This window comes from Acinetobacter sp. CY05, from assembly GCF_059515805.1.
This window is the reverse complement of sequence record NZ_JCAKMW010000018.1, coordinates 1-16,323: the sequence shown is the minus strand read 5'-3', so window position 1 is coordinate 16,323 and position 16,323 is coordinate 1. Positions and strand designations below refer to the sequence as shown.

At 40.7% G+C, this 16,323-nt stretch carries 18 protein-coding genes and 3 tRNA genes; 11 read left to right on the top strand and 10 right to left on the bottom strand.

Going from position 1 to position 16,323, the window contains the following annotated elements; all coding sequences use genetic code 11:
* Positions 1–20: 20 nt before the first annotated feature.
* The 4 genes from AC5YCD_RS12275 to AC5YCD_RS12260 form a co-directional block, all read right to left on the bottom strand.
* Positions 21–677, bottom strand: a complete 657-nt coding sequence (locus AC5YCD_RS12275; protein ID WP_496130331.1) for a glutathione S-transferase family protein — start codon at positions 675–677, stop codon at positions 21–23.
* Between the two features lie 105 nt (positions 678–782).
* Complete coding sequence (locus tag AC5YCD_RS12270) at positions 783–1,730, bottom strand: pirin family protein (protein ID WP_496130302.1); 948 nt, start codon at positions 1,728–1,730, stop codon at positions 783–785.
* A 293-nt stretch (positions 1,731–2,023) separates the two neighbouring features.
* Positions 2,024–3,592, bottom strand: a complete 1,569-nt coding sequence (gene guaA / locus AC5YCD_RS12265; RefSeq protein ID WP_496130301.1) for a glutamine-hydrolyzing GMP synthase — start codon at positions 3,590–3,592, stop codon at positions 2,024–2,026.
* 151 nt (positions 3,593–3,743) lie between these two features.
* Positions 3,744–4,106 (bottom strand): NirD/YgiW/YdeI family stress tolerance protein, encoded by a 363-nt coding sequence (locus tag AC5YCD_RS12260; RefSeq protein WP_496130300.1) that lies wholly within the window; start codon positions 4,104–4,106, stop codon positions 3,744–3,746.
* A 218-nt stretch (positions 4,107–4,324) separates the two neighbouring features.
* On the opposite strand from AC5YCD_RS12260, the gene AC5YCD_RS12255 reads away from it, so the two are divergent.
* Entirely contained in the window at positions 4,325–4,963 is a 639-nt protein-coding gene (locus tag AC5YCD_RS12255; RefSeq protein WP_496130299.1) for a DedA family protein, read from the top strand.
* Here the strand turns inward: AC5YCD_RS12255 and AC5YCD_RS12250 are convergent.
* The 5 genes from AC5YCD_RS12250 to AC5YCD_RS12230 form a co-directional block, all read right to left on the bottom strand.
* Positions 4,960–5,550, bottom strand: coding sequence for a threonine transporter RhtB (locus AC5YCD_RS12250; protein ID WP_496130298.1), 591 nt, complete (start codon positions 5,548–5,550; stop codon positions 4,960–4,962). The two genes, AC5YCD_RS12255 and AC5YCD_RS12250, sit on opposite strands and share 4 nt — an antisense overlap.
* A 56-nt stretch (positions 5,551–5,606) precedes the next feature.
* On the bottom strand, positions 5,607–6,002 hold the full coding sequence (locus AC5YCD_RS12245) for a hypothetical protein (RefSeq protein WP_496130297.1): 396 nt from the start codon (positions 6,000–6,002) through the stop codon (positions 5,607–5,609).
* A 16-nt stretch (positions 6,003–6,018) separates the two neighbouring features.
* Positions 6,019–6,846, bottom strand: coding sequence for a ParA family protein (locus AC5YCD_RS12240; protein ID WP_496130296.1), 828 nt, complete (start codon positions 6,844–6,846; stop codon positions 6,019–6,021).
* Between the two features lie 82 nt (positions 6,847–6,928).
* Entirely contained in the window at positions 6,929–7,321 is a 393-nt protein-coding gene (locus AC5YCD_RS12235) for a SirB2 family protein (RefSeq protein WP_496130295.1), read from the bottom strand.
* An 8-nt stretch (positions 7,322–7,329) separates the two neighbouring features.
* Positions 7,330–7,635, bottom strand: coding sequence for a BolA family protein (locus AC5YCD_RS12230; protein WP_496130294.1), 306 nt, complete (start codon positions 7,633–7,635; stop codon positions 7,330–7,332).
* Positions 7,636–7,830: 195 nt separating this feature from the next.
* Between AC5YCD_RS12230 and AC5YCD_RS12225 the strand changes: the two genes are divergently transcribed.
* The 10 genes from AC5YCD_RS12225 to glmS all read left to right on the top strand — a co-directional run bounded on the left by AC5YCD_RS12225 (position 7,831) and on the right by glmS (position 15,269).
* Positions 7,831–7,903 (top strand) — tRNA-Gly (locus AC5YCD_RS12225).
* Between the two features lie 48 nt (positions 7,904–7,951).
* A tRNA-Gly gene (locus tag AC5YCD_RS12220) sits at positions 7,952–8,027 on the top strand.
* 45 nt (positions 8,028–8,072) lie between these two features.
* A tRNA-Gly gene (locus AC5YCD_RS12215) sits at positions 8,073–8,148 on the top strand.
* A 394-nt stretch (positions 8,149–8,542) separates the two neighbouring features.
* Entirely contained in the window at positions 8,543–9,658 is a 1,116-nt protein-coding gene (gene ribBA / locus AC5YCD_RS12210; protein ID WP_496130293.1) for a bifunctional 3,4-dihydroxy-2-butanone-4-phosphate synthase/GTP cyclohydrolase II, read from the top strand.
* An 18-nt stretch (positions 9,659–9,676) separates the two neighbouring features.
* Positions 9,677–10,147, top strand: a complete 471-nt coding sequence (gene ribH / locus AC5YCD_RS12205) for a 6,7-dimethyl-8-ribityllumazine synthase (RefSeq protein ID WP_122900914.1) — start codon at positions 9,677–9,679, stop codon at positions 10,145–10,147.
* A gap of 4 nt (positions 10,148–10,151) precedes the next feature.
* Complete coding sequence (gene nusB / locus AC5YCD_RS12200) at positions 10,152–10,601, top strand: transcription antitermination factor NusB (protein WP_496130292.1); 450 nt, start codon at positions 10,152–10,154, stop codon at positions 10,599–10,601.
* Positions 10,602–10,616: 15 nt separating this feature from the next.
* The gene (thiL, locus tag AC5YCD_RS12195) at positions 10,617–11,534 is read left to right on the top strand and encodes a thiamine-phosphate kinase (protein ID WP_496130291.1); all 918 of its coding nucleotides are present in this window, start codon (positions 10,617–10,619) and stop codon (positions 11,532–11,534) included.
* The gene (locus tag AC5YCD_RS12190) at positions 11,485–12,033 is read left to right on the top strand and encodes a phosphatidylglycerophosphatase A family protein (RefSeq protein ID WP_496130290.1); all 549 of its coding nucleotides are present in this window, start codon (positions 11,485–11,487) and stop codon (positions 12,031–12,033) included. Before thiL ends, AC5YCD_RS12190 begins: the two co-directional genes overlap by 50 nt.
* A gap of 20 nt (positions 12,034–12,053) precedes the next feature.
* Positions 12,054–13,418, top strand: a complete 1,365-nt coding sequence (glmU, locus tag AC5YCD_RS12185; protein ID WP_496130289.1) for a bifunctional UDP-N-acetylglucosamine diphosphorylase/glucosamine-1-phosphate N-acetyltransferase GlmU — start codon at positions 12,054–12,056, stop codon at positions 13,416–13,418.
* Between the two features lie 12 nt (positions 13,419–13,430).
* Positions 13,431–15,269 (top strand): glutamine--fructose-6-phosphate transaminase (isomerizing), encoded by a 1,839-nt coding sequence (glmS, locus tag AC5YCD_RS12180; RefSeq protein ID WP_496130288.1) that lies wholly within the window; start codon positions 13,431–13,433, stop codon positions 15,267–15,269.
* Positions 15,270–16,016: 747 nt separating this feature from the next.
* Here glmS and AC5YCD_RS12175 read toward each other — a convergent pair.
* A partial coding sequence (locus tag AC5YCD_RS12175) for a transposase family protein (RefSeq protein ID WP_496130287.1) occupies positions 16,017–16,323 on the bottom strand: 307 nt, incomplete at its 5' end.

The following is a 16,323-nucleotide window of genomic DNA, read 5'->3' as shown; positions in this document are numbered from 1 at the left end:
CGACCTATAGGGTCGCTTTTTTATGGCATCTGATTTAATTCTTGATCTTTGCCTTTCGCGCGTTGATAAGCATCACGCGCTTCAATACGCTTCACATAAGATTGAATATTGGCATATTCATCCCCAAAGCGTGCTGCCAAGGCTTGCAGTGCAAAGCTCATTTGAATATCAGCAAAAGAAAATTGACCAGCAAAATATTCATTTTGGGTTAAGTAGTCTTCCAAATATTCTAAATGTTCTTTTAAACGTGGGCTAATGAAATTGTGCTTTACCCCATCCAAGACTTTATCTGCAACACCTTGCAGCACGTCAGGGAGTTTTTTAGGTACTTCATTCATAACAAAGGTCATTAGCAATAAAGGCATCAATGAGCCTTCAGCATAATGCATCCAATAACGATACTGTAATTTTTGAGCTTGCGCTGTAGGCTTAAACTGATCTTGTTGATCATATTGTTCTTGCAGATATTCTAAGATGGCTGCTGATTCAGCTAAAGTAAATTCTTGATCGGTTAAAATAGGTGCTTTACCTAAAGGATGAACATTTTTTAATTCTGGCGGTGCGGAGAAATTGCTCTGACGCTGATAAAATTTAACTTGGTAGTCGAGCTGAAGTTCTTCAAGCGCCCATAAAATCCTTAACGAACGCGACTTTTCTAAATGATGTAAGCAGATCATCTGCATGCTCCTATTCTCGTTTGGTCTTGACTATAACGAGCTTTGCTTCAGAAAATCTGCCCCATTTACATAAAGGCTATTTAGAGCCTAAATGCCTTAACATTATTATTTACTGGCCCGCATACGCTCAGGTAAAACTGGTGCTTCTAAACGTGGTCCTTCATAAGCTGGAATGTGACCAAAACGCGCACGCCCTTCTACCCATTGCTGACGTGCTTCAGCCAACTCTTCTTGGGTACGTCCGACAAAATTCCACCATAATAAGATGGGTGATTCAAAAGGTTCACCGCCAAGTAATAAAACACGACTATTGGCAGCCAATTCAACTTGAATTTTGTCTACACCCGGCTCAATAAACAAAAAGTTATCATCATTAAGCTCATGACCATTTACCGTGGCTTCGCCCTCTAACACCATAAAGCCATACTCGAACTTGGGGTTGAGTTTTAACATGCTATTGGCTGCTTGCTTGGTTGTTAAATCTACCCCTAGTAGCTCGCTATGGACTTTCACTGGTGAAGTCTTATTTAAGAAGTCACCTACTAACACGGTAAATTCAATCTCATCTTTGACCACAACTGGCAAATCAGGATAGTGGTCAAAGCGTGGTGCGATATTGCGCTTATCATCTGGCAACGCAATCCATAGCTGTGCCGCGTGCATTTGCGTTTCATTGTCGGGCGCTACTTCGGTATGCGAAATACCATACCCTGCGGTCATTAAATTGACTTGTTTAGGGCGAATTAATTGCTTCGAACCTAAGCTGTCATCATGCAACATCGTGCCATCAATCATCCAAGTAAAGGTTTGCAAACCAATATGTGGATGTGGACCAACATCTAAACCATCACCTTGTGGAAAATGGACAGGACCCGCATGATCTAAGAAACACCATGCACCAATCATACGTTTCTCACGACTCGGTAATGCGCGTTTAATTACTGTACCTTGGCCAATTTCGGCACGGCGTAGAGTAAATGTTTGAATAAATTGGTTGATATATTTGGCGCAATCATCAGAATGCGAAATTTCGGTGTAAGTATTATTGGTCATGACACATCCTAAGTGTTGCTGATTATAAAAGTTTAATCATTTTACTGGTACGAATCTATCATCCATTTGATACGCTAAATCCTATCTTTAGGACAACACTATTTTAATTTAGTAACAAAAAAGAGCGCCTAAGCGCTCTTTTTTATTGGATGTGCCCTTATTTAGACACTGCCGCGAGCATAGCTATTGGCGTAAAATCGGCTAAAAGCTATCGCTTTTAGAAAGCCCGATTGCCTCAAGCATAGCTTTCGGCGTAATTTAGGCAAGAAACGTTGTTTCTTGAAACCCCTAAATTACTCCCATTCAATCGTTGCAGGTGGTTTAGACGATACGTCATAAACAACACGAGAAACGTCAGCAATTTCATTCATGATACGCGTCGAAATCTTGTCAACTAAATCATAAGGAAGATGTGCGAAACGCGCTGTCATAAAGTCTACAGTTTCAACGGCACGAAGTGCAATTACCCATGCATAACGACGACCATCACCCACTACACCCACAGATTTCACTGGTTGGAATACCGCAAATGCTTGTGCAGTTTTGTCGTACCAACCGCTTGCACGAAGTTCTTGCATAAAGATGTCATCTGCTAAACGTAAAATGTCAGCATATTCTTTCTTTACTTCACCAAGAATACGAACACCTAGACCCGGACCTGGGAATGGGTGACGGTAAAGCATTTCGAAAGGTAAACCTAAAGTTGTACCTAAACGGCGAACTTCGTCTTTAAATAAGTCACGGATTGGCTCAACCAATTCAAAAGCTAAATCATCTGGTAAACCGCCCACGTTGTGGTGTGATTTAATGACGTGTGCTTTACCATTTTTGGTTGCAGCAGATTCGATCACGTCTGGGTAAATCGTACCTTGTGCAAGGAAGTTTACGCCATCTAACTTACGTGCTTCTTCAGCAAATACTTCGATGAATTCACGACCAATGATTTTACGTTTTTTCTCAGGATCAACTTCACCTGCAAGTGCAGATAAGAAACGATCTTCAGCATCAGCACGGATCACGCGAATACCCATGTTTTTCGCAAACATGTCCATCACTTGCTCGCCTTCGTTCAAACGTAATAAACCGTTATCTACGAATACACATGTCAATTGATCGCCAATCGCACGGTGTAAAAGCGCAGCCACAACAGATGAATCCACACCACCTGAAAGACCTAGAAGCACTTTTTGATCGCCAATTTGTTGACGAAGCTGTTCTACACGTAGGTCAATAATGTTTTCAGAATTCCAAAGCGCACGGCAACCACAAATGTTGTGTACGAAGTTAGACAGTAATTCAGCACCTTTTGCAGTGTGAGTCACTTCTGGGTGGAATTGAATACCATAGAAACGACGTGCTTCGTCAGAAACCATCGCCACTGGGCAACTTGGTGTGCTAGCAGTAATTTGGAAACCTTCAGGAATGGCAGTCACTTTATCGCCGTGACTCATCCAAACTTTTAACTGGTCTTTAGAATCTTCAAGGTCGCCAATAAGTTTGTCGCGCACTTGAATATTCACTTCTGCATAACCAAATTCGTGAACAGTACCTGGCTCTACTTTACCGCCAAGCTGTGCAGACATGGTTTGTAGACCATAGCAAATACCAAGAACAGGTACACCAAGTTCAAATACAACTTGCGGTGCGCGTGGACTACCTTCTTCATGAACACTTTCTGGACCACCTGACAGGATGATCCCGTTTGGGTTAAATGCACGAATGTCTTCTTCAGACATATCAAAGGCGTACATTTCTGAATAAACACCAGCTTCACGTACACGACGTGCAATAAGCTGACTATATTGAGAACCGAAATCCAGAATCAGGATACGATCTTCAGTAATTTGGGTATTGGTAGTCATGGCAAACAACTATGCAGGCAACGAATATAAGCGCGCTATTCTAGCATTTTTCCTACGATTAGGCACACTATTCAGATAAGGTTAAAAACTAAACTGTGCCTTTTTAACCAATTTAGCTTCTAACCTGATTATTTTGGCTGAAATTGCGGACTTAAGGCAGACGTTGTAGTTTAATCACTTCAATATCTGTAGGTTTACTACGATGGGTATCCACTTCACCCATCAGCTTCACTTTATCACCAGCTTTGAGTTGCATCGGTTTCCATAGATCATCATCGATATCTAGCATAATGCTGCCTGTAGCATCTTTAAACTCAAAATCATCGCCAGCAATATGCTTAACAATGGTACCCGTTAAGGTCACGCCAGTTTCATCTTTAAGTGTTTTGGCTTTGGCAACACTCACGTGATTTTTAGCTGCTTCTTGCAACAGCACTTGATCTGACTTGGCAAAGGCCAAAGGACTGCTGAGTAATGCTGTACCAAGACACAGACTTAAAATAATTTTTTGCATATTTCTCTCTGGATTGTTGTATGGATAGCATTATTTTAAGAGCTCAACTTTTTTTAAATGTAAATTTTGGTGGTAATTTAAGCAGTTTTATACCTCTATAATCTTATAGTTTTACAAGATGATTACAGCACAACAAAAGCTGAAATTATTTGACTTGGCTACTGACTTTCCCCCCCTAGACTGTTAGCATTTGGCGACACTTTAGCTTGCTGCCGCTCATGGAACTCCTCGATTTTATCTTACACGTAGACGATCACTTGCTTGAATTCATCATCAATTACGGGGTGTGGATTTATGCAATTTTGTTTTTGATTATTTTTGTGGAAACTGGTTTGGTGGTAATGCCATTTTTGCCAGGTGACAGTTTACTGTTTGCAGCGGGGGCTTTAGCAGCATCAACGGGTGCTATGGACCCTTGGATTTTAATTCCACTGTTGTTTGTTGCTGCGGTTTTAGGTGATACTTTAAATTATCATATTGGTCGTTATATTGGGCCTCGTGTATTTGAAATTGAATCACGCTTTATTAATAAAAAACATTTACTTGCTACACAACAATTCTTTGAAAAGCACGGTGGTAAAACCATTATTTTTGCCCGCTTTGTACCATTTGCCCGTACCTTTGCGCCCTTTGTCGCTGGTGCAGGTCATATGAATTATAAATTTTTCTTAACCTATAACATCGTGGGTGGTGCGCTGTGGATTAGTTCTTTTGTTATTTTGGGCTACTTATTTGGCAATATGCCAATTGTCAAAGATAACTTCACCCATTTAATTTTTGGCATCATTATTTTAAGTGTTTTACCCGGTGTCATTGGTGTTATTCGTCAAAGATTTTTTAAGAAAACCCCAGCTTAAAACAAGCCAATGAGTACTGGTAGTACGCACACGATTAATAAAACTGCCGATCCCTTATATAAGCGATCGGCATTTTTTGCACTGTTTTGAGGGTCTAATAAGGCACGTCCAAAGCCCATCCAAAATAATGCTGTTGGAATTAAAATAATACTAAAACAAGCAAAGACTGTAAGGGTACGTTGTGGATCATCCCAAGTCTGTATTGGAAAAATCCCTGCGGCAAAAAGTAACGCTTTAGGATTTTTTAAGGTGGCAAAAAACAATTGATAAGCGCGAATGGTGTGATGCTGTTGACTGTACTTTTGTAAATGATTGGCTTTCCATAAATAAAAAGCCCAACCAATCGTATAAAGACTACTCGCCACATGAAAAACCAAACTAATTTTTGGCCAGTAAGGCTGCATTAAGTGAATAAATAATGCCCATAAATTAATAGCATAGATATAACCAAATAATTGCATCGGAAGATAAACACTGGTTTTGGCAATGCCTTGTTGATGAGCCGAACTGGCCCATAAAGCATTGGTCGGCCCAGGGATCATCAATACAGCAAATACAGCCATCAGAAAAATCCAGTTCTCTAGCATCCTTACCCCTTCGCATCCTGCAGCCTAAAACACTCCATTGGGCTGCTTAAAGCGTATTATTTTTTTACATTTTGACGCACAATCATAGGACAGTTTTTAAATTTTGCCGCTTGTACTAAAGCTTCTTGTTGACCCAAAAGTCGTGCTTCTTCGCTACGTTTGGTATTACTTGACTGTCCCATATTCACCGATACATTGGGTGCTAAGCCCCAGCCACCACGACTACCCCAACCACCACCAAGGCCAACACCTACGCCCATACCTGTGCGTTTTGGCGTTTCTACACCATTGGCAATATATTGGCTGATGCGATTATATTCACTTTGCAATTGTTGACAGTTTAATGCTTGATATTGGGTTGGCGAAACATAAGTAGGCTTAACTGGCGTTGAGCATGCGCTGAGTAATACAGCACAGCTCGCCAACACAGCAGCAACAGTTAATTTTTTCATATCGATCTCAATATGTTCATTCTTCTATTTCATTGAACAACGATTGATAGGCCTGCGTCAATTTATGCTCTGTGGCAAAATGGATTAACGGTAAATTACGTTGATGTGACTCTTTCATGACCACGGATGGCGGCAGTTTATTTTCAAATACGGGCAAACCTTCCGCCACTAAATCTGCTACTACACTGCGGGGTAATTTGGCTTGCATTTGATACTGATTGACTACAATTCCTTCGATTTTTAAATCAGGATTATGATCATCCTGTGTTTCGATAATATTATGAATTAAGCTATCTAAAGCACGGCGCGAAAAGACATCACAATCAAAAGGAATCAAGATGCGATCTGCAGCAATTAATGCCGATAAACTAAAGAAATTAAACGCAGGCGGTGTATCAATATAAATACGCTGATACTGCCCATTAAGCTCCGCTAGCGCGTCACGTAACTTATAAATTTTATGTTTGGCCTCCAAGGCCGCAGTTAAGCTGCCCAAATGTGGACTTGCTGGTACCACTGCGAGATTGGCAAATTTAGATTGATGAATATAAGGTGCTAAACCTTGAGAACGATTTTTTAATAAACCACCCAAAGCATTACTCAGTAGGCCTTTAGCAGGACTATTTAAGACATTTTGAAAATATTCTTGAATATTCGGTTGGATCCAATAATCAGCGCTGGCAATGGCATCCTGCCCTAACACATATTGACTGGCATTGGCTTGAGCATCTAAATCAATAAGTAATGTGGTATAGCCTTGCTGAGCACTTAGTGCTGCCAAATTTACAGCAATACTGGATTTTCCCACACCACCTTTTTGATTAAAGACCACGCGTGTCAGCATAAATTACCCCTCAGTTTTTATTGTGTAGTTTTACATCAGTCTAACTGAGAGGTTTTAATCAGGGCTTAATTATGTCCAACAATCACGAGAAAACTGGTTTAATAATAACCAAACCTAGTAAGCCTATTAAAGCCAATATGGCAATTCCCATTCCAGCACGACGCTGTACCAACAAAACTGAATCATCTTGTTTAAAAGCTTTGATCATTGAGGAGACAATGACAAAAAATAGCACCACTTTGGCATAGAACCATGGCTGTACCAAAAAATCCTTTAAATACAAAGAGATTAAACCAGTTAAAGCCATAAAAGTTAAACTAAAATGCTGTAAACCTACCCACACTTTTCGCCCTTTGGGACTTGGCTGTTGACCTTGTGTACCTACAAATAAACTCGCTGTACGTGCCAACATGACGACAATCAGTAGGCTGGCCAAGCTCATATGAATAATTTTGACCAATAATTGAGTTTCCATAATCTACCTTAGGCTTTAGGTGCGTGCGCACATTCTGGACTTGCTGTATCTTGACCTTGCCATTCGTCTGCTACAAACGCATGAATGGCCAGTGCATGAATTTTACCTGGGCTGAGTAAATCACCCACTGCTGCATAGATTTTTTGATGACGTTGTACCAAACGTAAGCCTGCAAATACATCACTCACAATCACCACTTTAAAATGCGATTCTTTACCTGGATAATAGCCGCCATGACCAGAAGATTCATTAACCACTTCTAAATAAGTTGGGTTCAGTCCCTCTAAGCACTGTGTTAACTGCTGCTCTAACATTGTATTCACCATTGATTCGTTTTGATTTGAGTATAGCGTGCTCCTTTAAAAAAGCAGTAGTCAGCGTATTAATCAGGTAAAAATGCTTTGATTTTAATCAAATTAAATTAATTTGCTGCAATTTTACTCAAACAATGCATTAATTTAAAAAAAGGTGTTGACCTAATTTTTTCAATCTGTATTATACGTAGCCATGCGGGAATAGCTCAGTTGGTAGAGCATAACCTTGCCAAGGTTGGGGTCGGGAGTTCGAGTCTCCTTTCCCGCTCAAAATTTTTTGATTTAGTTTTTTTATTTAAAAAACCGAATAGACTCCGCGGGAATAGCTCAGTTGGTAGAGCATAACCTTGCCAAGGTTGGGGTCGGGAGTTCGAGTCTCCTTTCCCGCTCCAAATTTTTTTGATTTAGTTTTTTATTTAAAAAACCGAATAGACTCCGCGGGAATAGCTCAGTTGGTAGAGCATAACCTTGCCAAGGTTGGGGTCGGGAGTTCGAGTCTCCTTTCCCGCTCCAGATTCTAAAAAAACCCTGATTTTATATCAGGGTTTTTTTTCGCCTATTATTTTTTACTACCCTTGCACATAGAATAAGCAACCAAGCAGTCTTGCCACTAAAGTTTTATCCTATGGGCATTCGAGCTTTTTACTGTAAAAATTTTCCTAAAATTGGCTAACTTTGCATTTTTTTTGATATTTTTCGCAGTTTTTCTGCATTTTATTTGCTAAAACACGTTGCATAATCAACACACTTTAAAGTCTAGCTCTTTTCAAACATGACGCTGCTGTGTATAACAATGGACTTTAGGGAAAAGCAATAAGCATAGTCAAAAGGCCTATAAAAGCGTTAGACTATGCCCACAATCAATGCAATGAAATGTCCGTTGAGACAAACAAGAAGGTGAAGGTTGATGCCGCTCAATACAGTTGAAGAGCTTGTAGCAGATATCCGTGCAGGAAAAATGGTCATCCTTATGGATGATGAAGACCGTGAAAATGAAGGTGATCTTGTAATTGCTGCCACGCACGTGCGTCCGGAAGACATCAACTTTATGATCACGCACGCGCGTGGCCTTGTTTGCTTAACGTTGAGTAAAGAGCGTTGCCAACAATTAAATCTGCCTTTAATGGTTGATGCTAACGGTGCCCAGCACGGTACTAATTTCACCCTTTCTATTGAAGCGGCTGAAGGCATCTCAACCGGTATTTCTCCTGCCGAACGTGCCCACACCATTCAAACTGCGGTGGCAGCACATGCTAAACCTGCGGATATTGTACAACCGGGGCATATTTTCCCGTTAATGGCGCAGCCAGGTGGTGTATTACACCGTGCCGGTCATACCGAAGCAGGTTGTGATTTATCGCGTTTAGCAGGTTTAGAGCCAGCATCTGTGATTTGTGAAATTATTAATGAAGATGGCAGTATGGCGCGCCGTCCTGATTTAGAAGTCTTTGCAGAAAAGCATGGTCTTAAAATTGGTACCATTGCGGACCTCATTCACTACCGTATGACCAATGAGCAAACGGTAGAACGTTTAGATCAACAAACACTAGATACTGAATACGGTACTTTTGAATTATTCCGTTACCGTGAATTGGGTAACCCAGATATTCATTTAGCTTTGGTCAAGGGTGAGCCTAAACAAGGTGTGACCACCGTACGTGTACATGGTTTTAGCCCAGCACGCGACTTACTCAAAATTAATAAACAAGACGGTGAACCCGCTTGGAACTTAGATCGTGCTTTAAAAGAAATTTCAAGCAGCGAGCGCGGTGTCTTGGTATGGATTGGTCAACGTCATTTACAAGATTTAGGTCCAGCTTTAGAGAGCTTAACCGCACCTAAGAAGACTAAATCTAATGCAGCATTGTCGCAGCAATATCAAACCATTGGTGTTGGTGCACAAATCTTACGCGATTTAGGCGTAGAAAAAATGAAACTGTTAAGTTCGCCATTACGTTTTAATGCACTTTCAGGTTTTAACTTAGAAGTGGTGGAATACATCACCGCAAATCAAACATCTTAAGAAATCATCGAGGTTATTATGGCAGTTCGCCGTATTGAAGGTATGTTACATCTCGCGAACGAAGACCGTTATGCGATTTTAGTGGGTCGTTTTAACAGTTTTGTTGTAGAACATTTACTAGAAGGTGCAATTGATACATTGAAACGTCATGGTGTATCAGAGGATAATATCACTGTTGTTCATGCACCCGGCGCTTGGGAACTTCCAGTTGTGGCTAAGAAATTAGCAGCAACCAATAAGTTTGATGCAATCATTGCTCTTGGCGCGGTAATTCGTGGTAGCACACCTCACTTCGACTTTGTTGCGGGTGAATGTGCCAAAGGTTTAGGCGTTGTTGGTCTAGATACTGGCTTACCAGTAATTAACGGTGTATTAACTACGGATAGTATCGAACAAGCGATTGAACGCTCTGGTACGAAAGCAGGCAACAAAGGTAGCGAAGCTGCCTTGACTGCTATTGAAATGGTTAACTTGTTAAAGGCTATTTAACGCTATGTCGCAAACACTTCAAGCAACTTATGCAGCAAAACGTAAAGCACGTCGCTTTGCTGTACAAGGTATTTATGAATGGCAAATGAGCCACAACCCTGTGCATGAAATTGAAGCACGTACACGTGCCGACAATGCCATGCATAAAGTGGATCTTGGCTACTATCATGAATTGTTGACTCAAGTGGTTGCAAACTCAGAAGCTCTAGATGAGCTGCTTATCCCTGTGCTGGATCGTGAATTAAATGCCCTAGATGGCGTTGAACTTGCGACCCTTCGTTTAGGCGCCTATGAACTTCAAGAACATCTTGAAATTCCTTATCGCGTGGTTTTAGACGAAGCAATTGAGCTTGCGAAACATTTTGGCGGTGCCGATAGCCACAAATACATCAATGGTGTATTAGATCGCTTAGCAACGACTTTACGTGCAGCAGAAAAGCAACAAGCAAATTAATTTTGGTTTGTTGCGATGGCTGAGTTTTCAATTATTGAGACCTACTTTAATCGGCAGAATAAAAACTCTGTCGATTTAGGTGTGGGTGATGACTCAGCCCTGCTCACCCCGCCAAAAGGTCAACAATTGGTGATTTGCGCAGATACCTCTGTCGCAGGTCGGCATTTTCCTGTAGAAACCCATCCACATTCGATTGGCTGGAAATCTGTGGCAGTGAATTTATCTGATATTGCTGCAATGGGTGCCAAACCGCATAGTATTTTATTGGCATTGAGCCTACCCCAAATTGATCATGACTGGCTCAAAGGCTTTAGTCAGGGTTTATATGATTGTTGCGATCAATTTGGTGTAAGTTTAATTGGTGGTGATACCACGCAAAGCCCACATCTGACTATTACCGTCACCGCCCTTGGTTGGATTGAACACGGTCAAGGGGTACTCCGCTCTGGTGCAATGCCAGGCGATTATATTTGTGTCAGTGGCACCGTTGGTGATGCTGCTTATGGCCTCGCACATCTAGGTCATCCCCTGCAACAACGTCTCGATTATCCGACACCGCGTTGTGAATTAGGTGCTGCTTTAAAAGGCTTAGCCTCGAGTATGATTGATGTTTCAGATGGTTTAGCTCAAGATTTAAGCCATATTTTAACGGCATCTCAAGTGGGTGCAGTGATTGAAGTCAATGATTTACCGCTCAGTGCCACATTAGCTGCTTTAGACGAACAACAGCGTTATCGCTATGCTTTGGCTGGAGGTGATGACTACGAGTTGTGCTTTACCATCAGTCCAGAAAATTATGCGCGTCTTGAAGCGCTGAATCTTAATCTCGCTTATCGTAAAATTGGTGCAGTGCACAACACACTTGGGTTAACATTTACCCAATATGGACAGGCTTATCACTTCGATTTTAACGGATACCAACATTTTGCCTAAAACACCTATTCAATTTAGCCGTATGTCTGCTTTTGAACGTTTTATTGTGTTCTGTGGCGTCGGTTTTGGTTCGGGTCTAACACCTAAAGCACCAGGCACATTTGGTTCAGCTTTCGCATTGATATTTATTCCTATTTGGCTTGCATTTGGCTTTATAAACACTATATTAGCTATCGTCCTGATGTCTTTGGTGGGAATTTATATTTGTGGAAAGACCGCTCAAATCATGCAGGTACATGATGATGGGCGTATCGTCTGGGATGAGTTTGCAGGACAGTCTATTACTTTTTTACCTCTCATTTACTTCGGGCAAATGAGTCTATTCTGGGTACTCATTGGTTTTGTGCTATTTCGAGTGTTTGACATTTGGAAGCCTTGGCCAATTAATGTTGTAGATCGCCAAGTCAGTGGGGGCGTTGGCATCATGCTCGATGATATTATCGCGGGTATTTGGGCAGCATTATGTATCTGGGCATACTTACATTTAACAATGACATAGATCATTAAGTAGGATTTTTCATGTCTACGACCGTTATTATCTTAGCTGCCGGTAAAGGCACGCGCATGCGTTCAAGTTTACCTAAGGTATTGCAACCGCTTGCAGGGCGTCCATTGTTGGGTCACGTGATTGCCACTGCCAAGAAATTGAACGCCAATAATATTATTACAATCTACGGTCACGGCGGCGCTTTAGTACAACAAGCTTTTGCAGCTGAACAAATTGATTGGGTCGAACAAGCCGAGCAACTCGGTACAGGTCATGCGGTACAAATGACCCTACCCGTCCTTAAACAAGAGGGTATGTCGTTAATTTTATCCGGTGATGTACCTTGTGTAACACAAGACACTTTACAACGTCTACTCGACGCTTCACAACAAAGCGGTATTGGCTTAGTCACTCTTACCCTGCCTGATGCTTCAGGTTATGGGCGTATTGTGCGTGAAAATGGCGCAATTCAAGCTATTGTTGAGCATAAAGATGCTTCTGATGAGCAGCGCCAAATTCAAGAAATTAACACCGGTATTTACTGTGTCAGCAATGCCAAATTGCATGAGTGGCTCCCAAAACTGTCTAACGACAATGCCCAAGGCGAATATTACTTAACAGATATTGTCGCTATGGCTTTAGCCGATGGTATGACCGTAGCCTCTGTGCAACCAACACTTGCTTTTGAAGTTGAAGGCGTCAATGACCGCGTACAACTAGCAGCCTTAGAACGTGAATTCCAAGCCTTTCAAGCCAAGAGCTTAATGCAACAAGGTGTGCATTTAATTGACCCAAGTCGTTTTGATTTACGTGGTGATTTAACTGTTGGTCGAGACGTTCGCATTGATATCAATGTGATTATTGAAGGCGAGGTGACTTTAGGCGACAACGTGGAAATTGGTGCAGGTTGTATCATTAAAAACACCACCATTGCAGCAGGCACCAAAGTTCAACCATATAGCGTATTTGAAAATGCAGTAGTGGGTGAAAATGTACAGATTGGCCCATTTGCCCGTTTACGCCCAGGCGCTAAACTTGCAGACGAAGTACATATTGGTAACTTTGTTGAAGTTAAAAATTCGAGCATTGGTCTTGGTTCTAAAGCCAATCACTTTACTTATTTAGGTGATGCAGAAGTGGGCGCAGGCTCAAATATTGGTGCAGGCACAATTACCTGTAACTATGATGGCGCCAATAAATTTAAAACCATCATTGGTGATGCTGCATTTATTGGTTCAAACAGTTCTTTAGTTGCTCCTGTGACCATTGGCAATGGTGCAACCGTAGGTGCAGGCTCAGTGATTACCCGTGATGTGGCAGACCATAGCCTTGCTTTTGAACGCAGTAAACAATTGGTAAAAGAAAACTATCCACGCCCCCAAAAGGTTAAGAAATAAGAGGATTTAAATATGTGCGGTATTGTTGGTGGCGTTGCAGAACGTAGTATTACCAGTATTTTAATTGAAGGTCTAAAGCGTCTTGAGTATCGCGGCTATGACTCAGCAGGTCTAGCCTTAGTCAGCCAAGGTCAAGTGTTACGCGAACGCCGTGTGGGCAAAGTGGCTAATCTTGATCAAGCTGTTAAAGAATCAAATATCACAGGTTCATTGGGTATTGCGCATACTCGCTGGGCAACGCATGGTAAACCGACTGAAAATAATGCCCATCCGCATATTTCAGGCAATGTGGCTGTGGTGCATAACGGTATTATCGAAAACTATCAAGAACTTAAAGATGACTTACAAGCTTTAGGCTATGTCTTTACTTCACAAACTGATACCGAAGTTGTCGCGCATTTAGTCAATGATGCCCTTAAAACCACGCCAAGTTTATTAGAAGCAGTCAAAAAAGTTGTTCCTCAACTTAAAGGTGCTTATGCGCTTGGTATTGTCCACACTTCACACCCAGATGAACTCATCACAGTACGTGAAGGTTCACCGCTAGTGATTGGTGTAGGTATTGGCGAGAACTTTATTAGTTCGGATCAGTTAGCATTATTGCCAATTACCAACCGTTTTATCTACCTTGAAGAAGGTGATATTGCACGTTTAACTCGTAATACCATTGAAGTTTTTGTCGATGGTAAGCTAGTTGAACGTCCAGTGAAAGAATTAGATGCAACGGTCAGCAATGCATCTAAGGGTGAATATAAGCATTACATGCTGAAAGAAATTTACGAGCAACCTGAAGCCATTCAGCAAACCATTTCTCAAGCTTTAGATGGCAATGCCCTACGCCCTGATTTCTTAAAAGATGCAGTTGTAGATTTTGAGAAAATTCAGCAAATACAAATTATTGCCTGTGGTACCAGTTACCATGCGGGCATGATTGCTAAATATTGGTTTGAACAACTAATTGATTTACCATGCCAAGTGGAAATTGCCAGCGAATTCCGCTATCGCTTGCCAGTGGTTGTAGCCAATACTTTATATCTATGTATTTCACAATCAGGTGAAACTGCTGATACTTTAGCTGCATTACGTGATACGCAAAAACGTGCAGGAGCTAAAGGTTTAGATATTACGACGATGGCCATTTGTAATGTGGCAACATCGTCAATGATTCGTGAGACCAATCATAACTTGTTGACTTTAGCGGGTCCTGAGATTGGTGTAGCTTCGACCAAAGCCTTTACCACCCAACTTGCAGCTTTAATGCTTCTAGTCCTTAAAATTGGTGCAGTAAAAAATACCATTAATGCTGAGCGAATTTCTAGCATTGCCGCTGAGCTGTGGCATACGCCAAAAGTGATTTTAGATACCCTACAAAACAATGATTCAATTTTGCGTTTATCTGAATTATTTGTTGAAAAACAGCATTGCTTATTCTTAGGTCGTGGTACACAGTTCCCGATTGCCTTAGAAGGTGCGTTAAAGCTTAAAGAAATTTCTTATATTCATGCTGAAGGCTATGCTGCAGGTGAACTCAAACATGGTCCATTGGCACTCGTGGATAACGATATGCCAGTGGTGATTCTTGCACCTAAAGATGACATGCTCGATAAACTAAAATCGAATATGGAAGAGGTGCAAGCACGTGGTGGTGAACTGTTTGTTTTTGCTGATGAAAACAGCGGTATTGGCTGTAAAGAGCGTCAACATGTGGTCGCTGTACCAAGTATTAGCCCAATTCTGGCGCCAATTGTATATAGCGTACCTGTGCAATTGCTGTCTTACCATGTTGCAGTGTTACGTGGTACGGACGTCGATCAGCCGCGTAACTTGGCAAAATCGGTAACAGTTGAATAATACAGTGCATAAAGAAGGGCGCTTTTGTAATAGAGTAAAAATGTTTAATACTATGTAATAAAGTCCTTCACCCTAAAATAAAGTTCCATACTTTTTCTATACTTAAAATATATTTACATATTTTTCAGTATATTAAGAAATAAGTATGGAACTTTTTTTATTTTTAAATGAATCAAAAATTATTTTGTTGTTAGTAGTATGAAATTTTCTTTAATTAATATTAAAAATTTATTGATTAAAATCAATTATTTATAAACTGTATAGTATGAAACTATATTACCTTACAATATAAAACACTCAACTCTATCAATTCTTATCAAAATTCCCTCAAAACTTTATCCGAAGAGATAACTTTTTATACGGACTAGCTTTGTTGCCCAAAGATTCATAGGGGCAGAGCTACCCTTAATTATTCAACTTTAAGATGCAGCTTAGGTATGAGGACAGATTAATTCTATAAATCTATTGAGTACTACTACATGTGCATACATCTCACTAGAGAAGCTCCTTACTGGCAATTTATCGTCTAATAATTTGATGCGATGTATCGTGGCTTCCACCAAACCTTCGAAGACGGCACTCAGACCAGAGACCCTCCTACATGTCTGACTGTTTTTCTTTAATGCCTTACCATATCCAAATAAATGCAGCTGGATAAATTTAGGCTTAAATCCCTAAGAATATTTTTCATAGAAGTAATATTTTCAATTTAAACTGAGCTAAAGAAAAGACCTCTTGCGAAAGTGGTTATTGCAAGTTTATTCGGTTTACTAGTGCAGCAATTAAGTTAATGCGTAAACCGAATCTTTTCCGTCTATTTCGATAGCGTTCACTTAATATTCTAAATGTTTTCAATTGACTATTGATGTGTTCGATCACAACTCGTATTTTTCCAATCAGTTTATTGTACTTTTTCTCAACACTAAATAACGGGAAATTCTTCTTTTTCTTTATGGGCATCAATAATTTAAAGCCATGTTGCTCTAATCCATAGTACCCTAAATCGGTCACAACATATTCACAATGCTTAAATTTCTTAACCGTTTCTCTTGCC

What these genes read in the sequence shown, in the direction of transcription:
- ribBA (WP_496130293.1), top strand. Translation starts at nt 8,543, where the DNA reads ATGCCGCTCAATACAGTTGAAGAGCTTGTAGCAGATATCCGTGCAGGA.
- AC5YCD_RS12190 (WP_496130290.1), top strand. Translation starts at nt 11,485, where the DNA reads ATGGACAGGCTTATCACTTCGATTTTAACGGATACCAACATTTTGCCT.
- guaA (WP_496130301.1), bottom strand. Translation starts at nt 3,592, where the DNA reads ATGACTACCAATACCCAAATTACTGAAGATCGTATCCTGATTCTGGAT.
- AC5YCD_RS12240 (WP_496130296.1), bottom strand. Translation starts at nt 6,846, where the DNA reads ATGCTGACACGCGTGGTCTTTAATCAAAAAGGTGGTGTGGGAAAATCC.
- AC5YCD_RS12230 (WP_496130294.1), bottom strand. Translation starts at nt 7,635, where the DNA reads ATGTTAGAGCAGCAGTTAACACAGTGCTTAGAGGGACTGAACCCAACT.
- AC5YCD_RS12270 (WP_496130302.1), bottom strand. Translation starts at nt 1,730, where the DNA reads ATGACCAATAATACTTACACCGAAATTTCGCATTCTGATGATTGCGCC.
- AC5YCD_RS12260 (WP_496130300.1), bottom strand. Translation starts at nt 4,106, where the DNA reads ATGCAAAAAATTATTTTAAGTCTGTGTCTTGGTACAGCATTACTCAGC.
- glmS (WP_496130288.1), top strand. Translation starts at nt 13,431, where the DNA reads ATGTGCGGTATTGTTGGTGGCGTTGCAGAACGTAGTATTACCAGTATT.
- nusB (WP_496130292.1), top strand. Translation starts at nt 10,152, where the DNA reads ATGTCGCAAACACTTCAAGCAACTTATGCAGCAAAACGTAAAGCACGT.
- AC5YCD_RS12275 (WP_496130331.1), bottom strand. Translation starts at nt 677, where the DNA reads ATGATCTGCTTACATCATTTAGAAAAGTCGCGTTCGTTAAGGATTTTA.
- AC5YCD_RS12235 (WP_496130295.1), bottom strand. Translation starts at nt 7,321, where the DNA reads ATGGAAACTCAATTATTGGTCAAAATTATTCATATGAGCTTGGCCAGC.
- AC5YCD_RS12245 (WP_496130297.1), bottom strand. Translation starts at nt 6,002, where the DNA reads ATGAAAAAATTAACTGTTGCTGCTGTGTTGGCGAGCTGTGCTGTATTA.
- AC5YCD_RS12255 (WP_496130299.1), top strand. Translation starts at nt 4,325, where the DNA reads ATGGAACTCCTCGATTTTATCTTACACGTAGACGATCACTTGCTTGAA.
- ribH (WP_122900914.1), top strand. Translation starts at nt 9,677, where the DNA reads ATGGCAGTTCGCCGTATTGAAGGTATGTTACATCTCGCGAACGAAGAC.
- glmU (WP_496130289.1), top strand. Translation starts at nt 12,054, where the DNA reads ATGTCTACGACCGTTATTATCTTAGCTGCCGGTAAAGGCACGCGCATG.
- AC5YCD_RS12250 (WP_496130298.1), bottom strand. Translation starts at nt 5,550, where the DNA reads ATGCTAGAGAACTGGATTTTTCTGATGGCTGTATTTGCTGTATTGATG.
- thiL (WP_496130291.1), top strand. Translation starts at nt 10,617, where the DNA reads ATGGCTGAGTTTTCAATTATTGAGACCTACTTTAATCGGCAGAATAAA.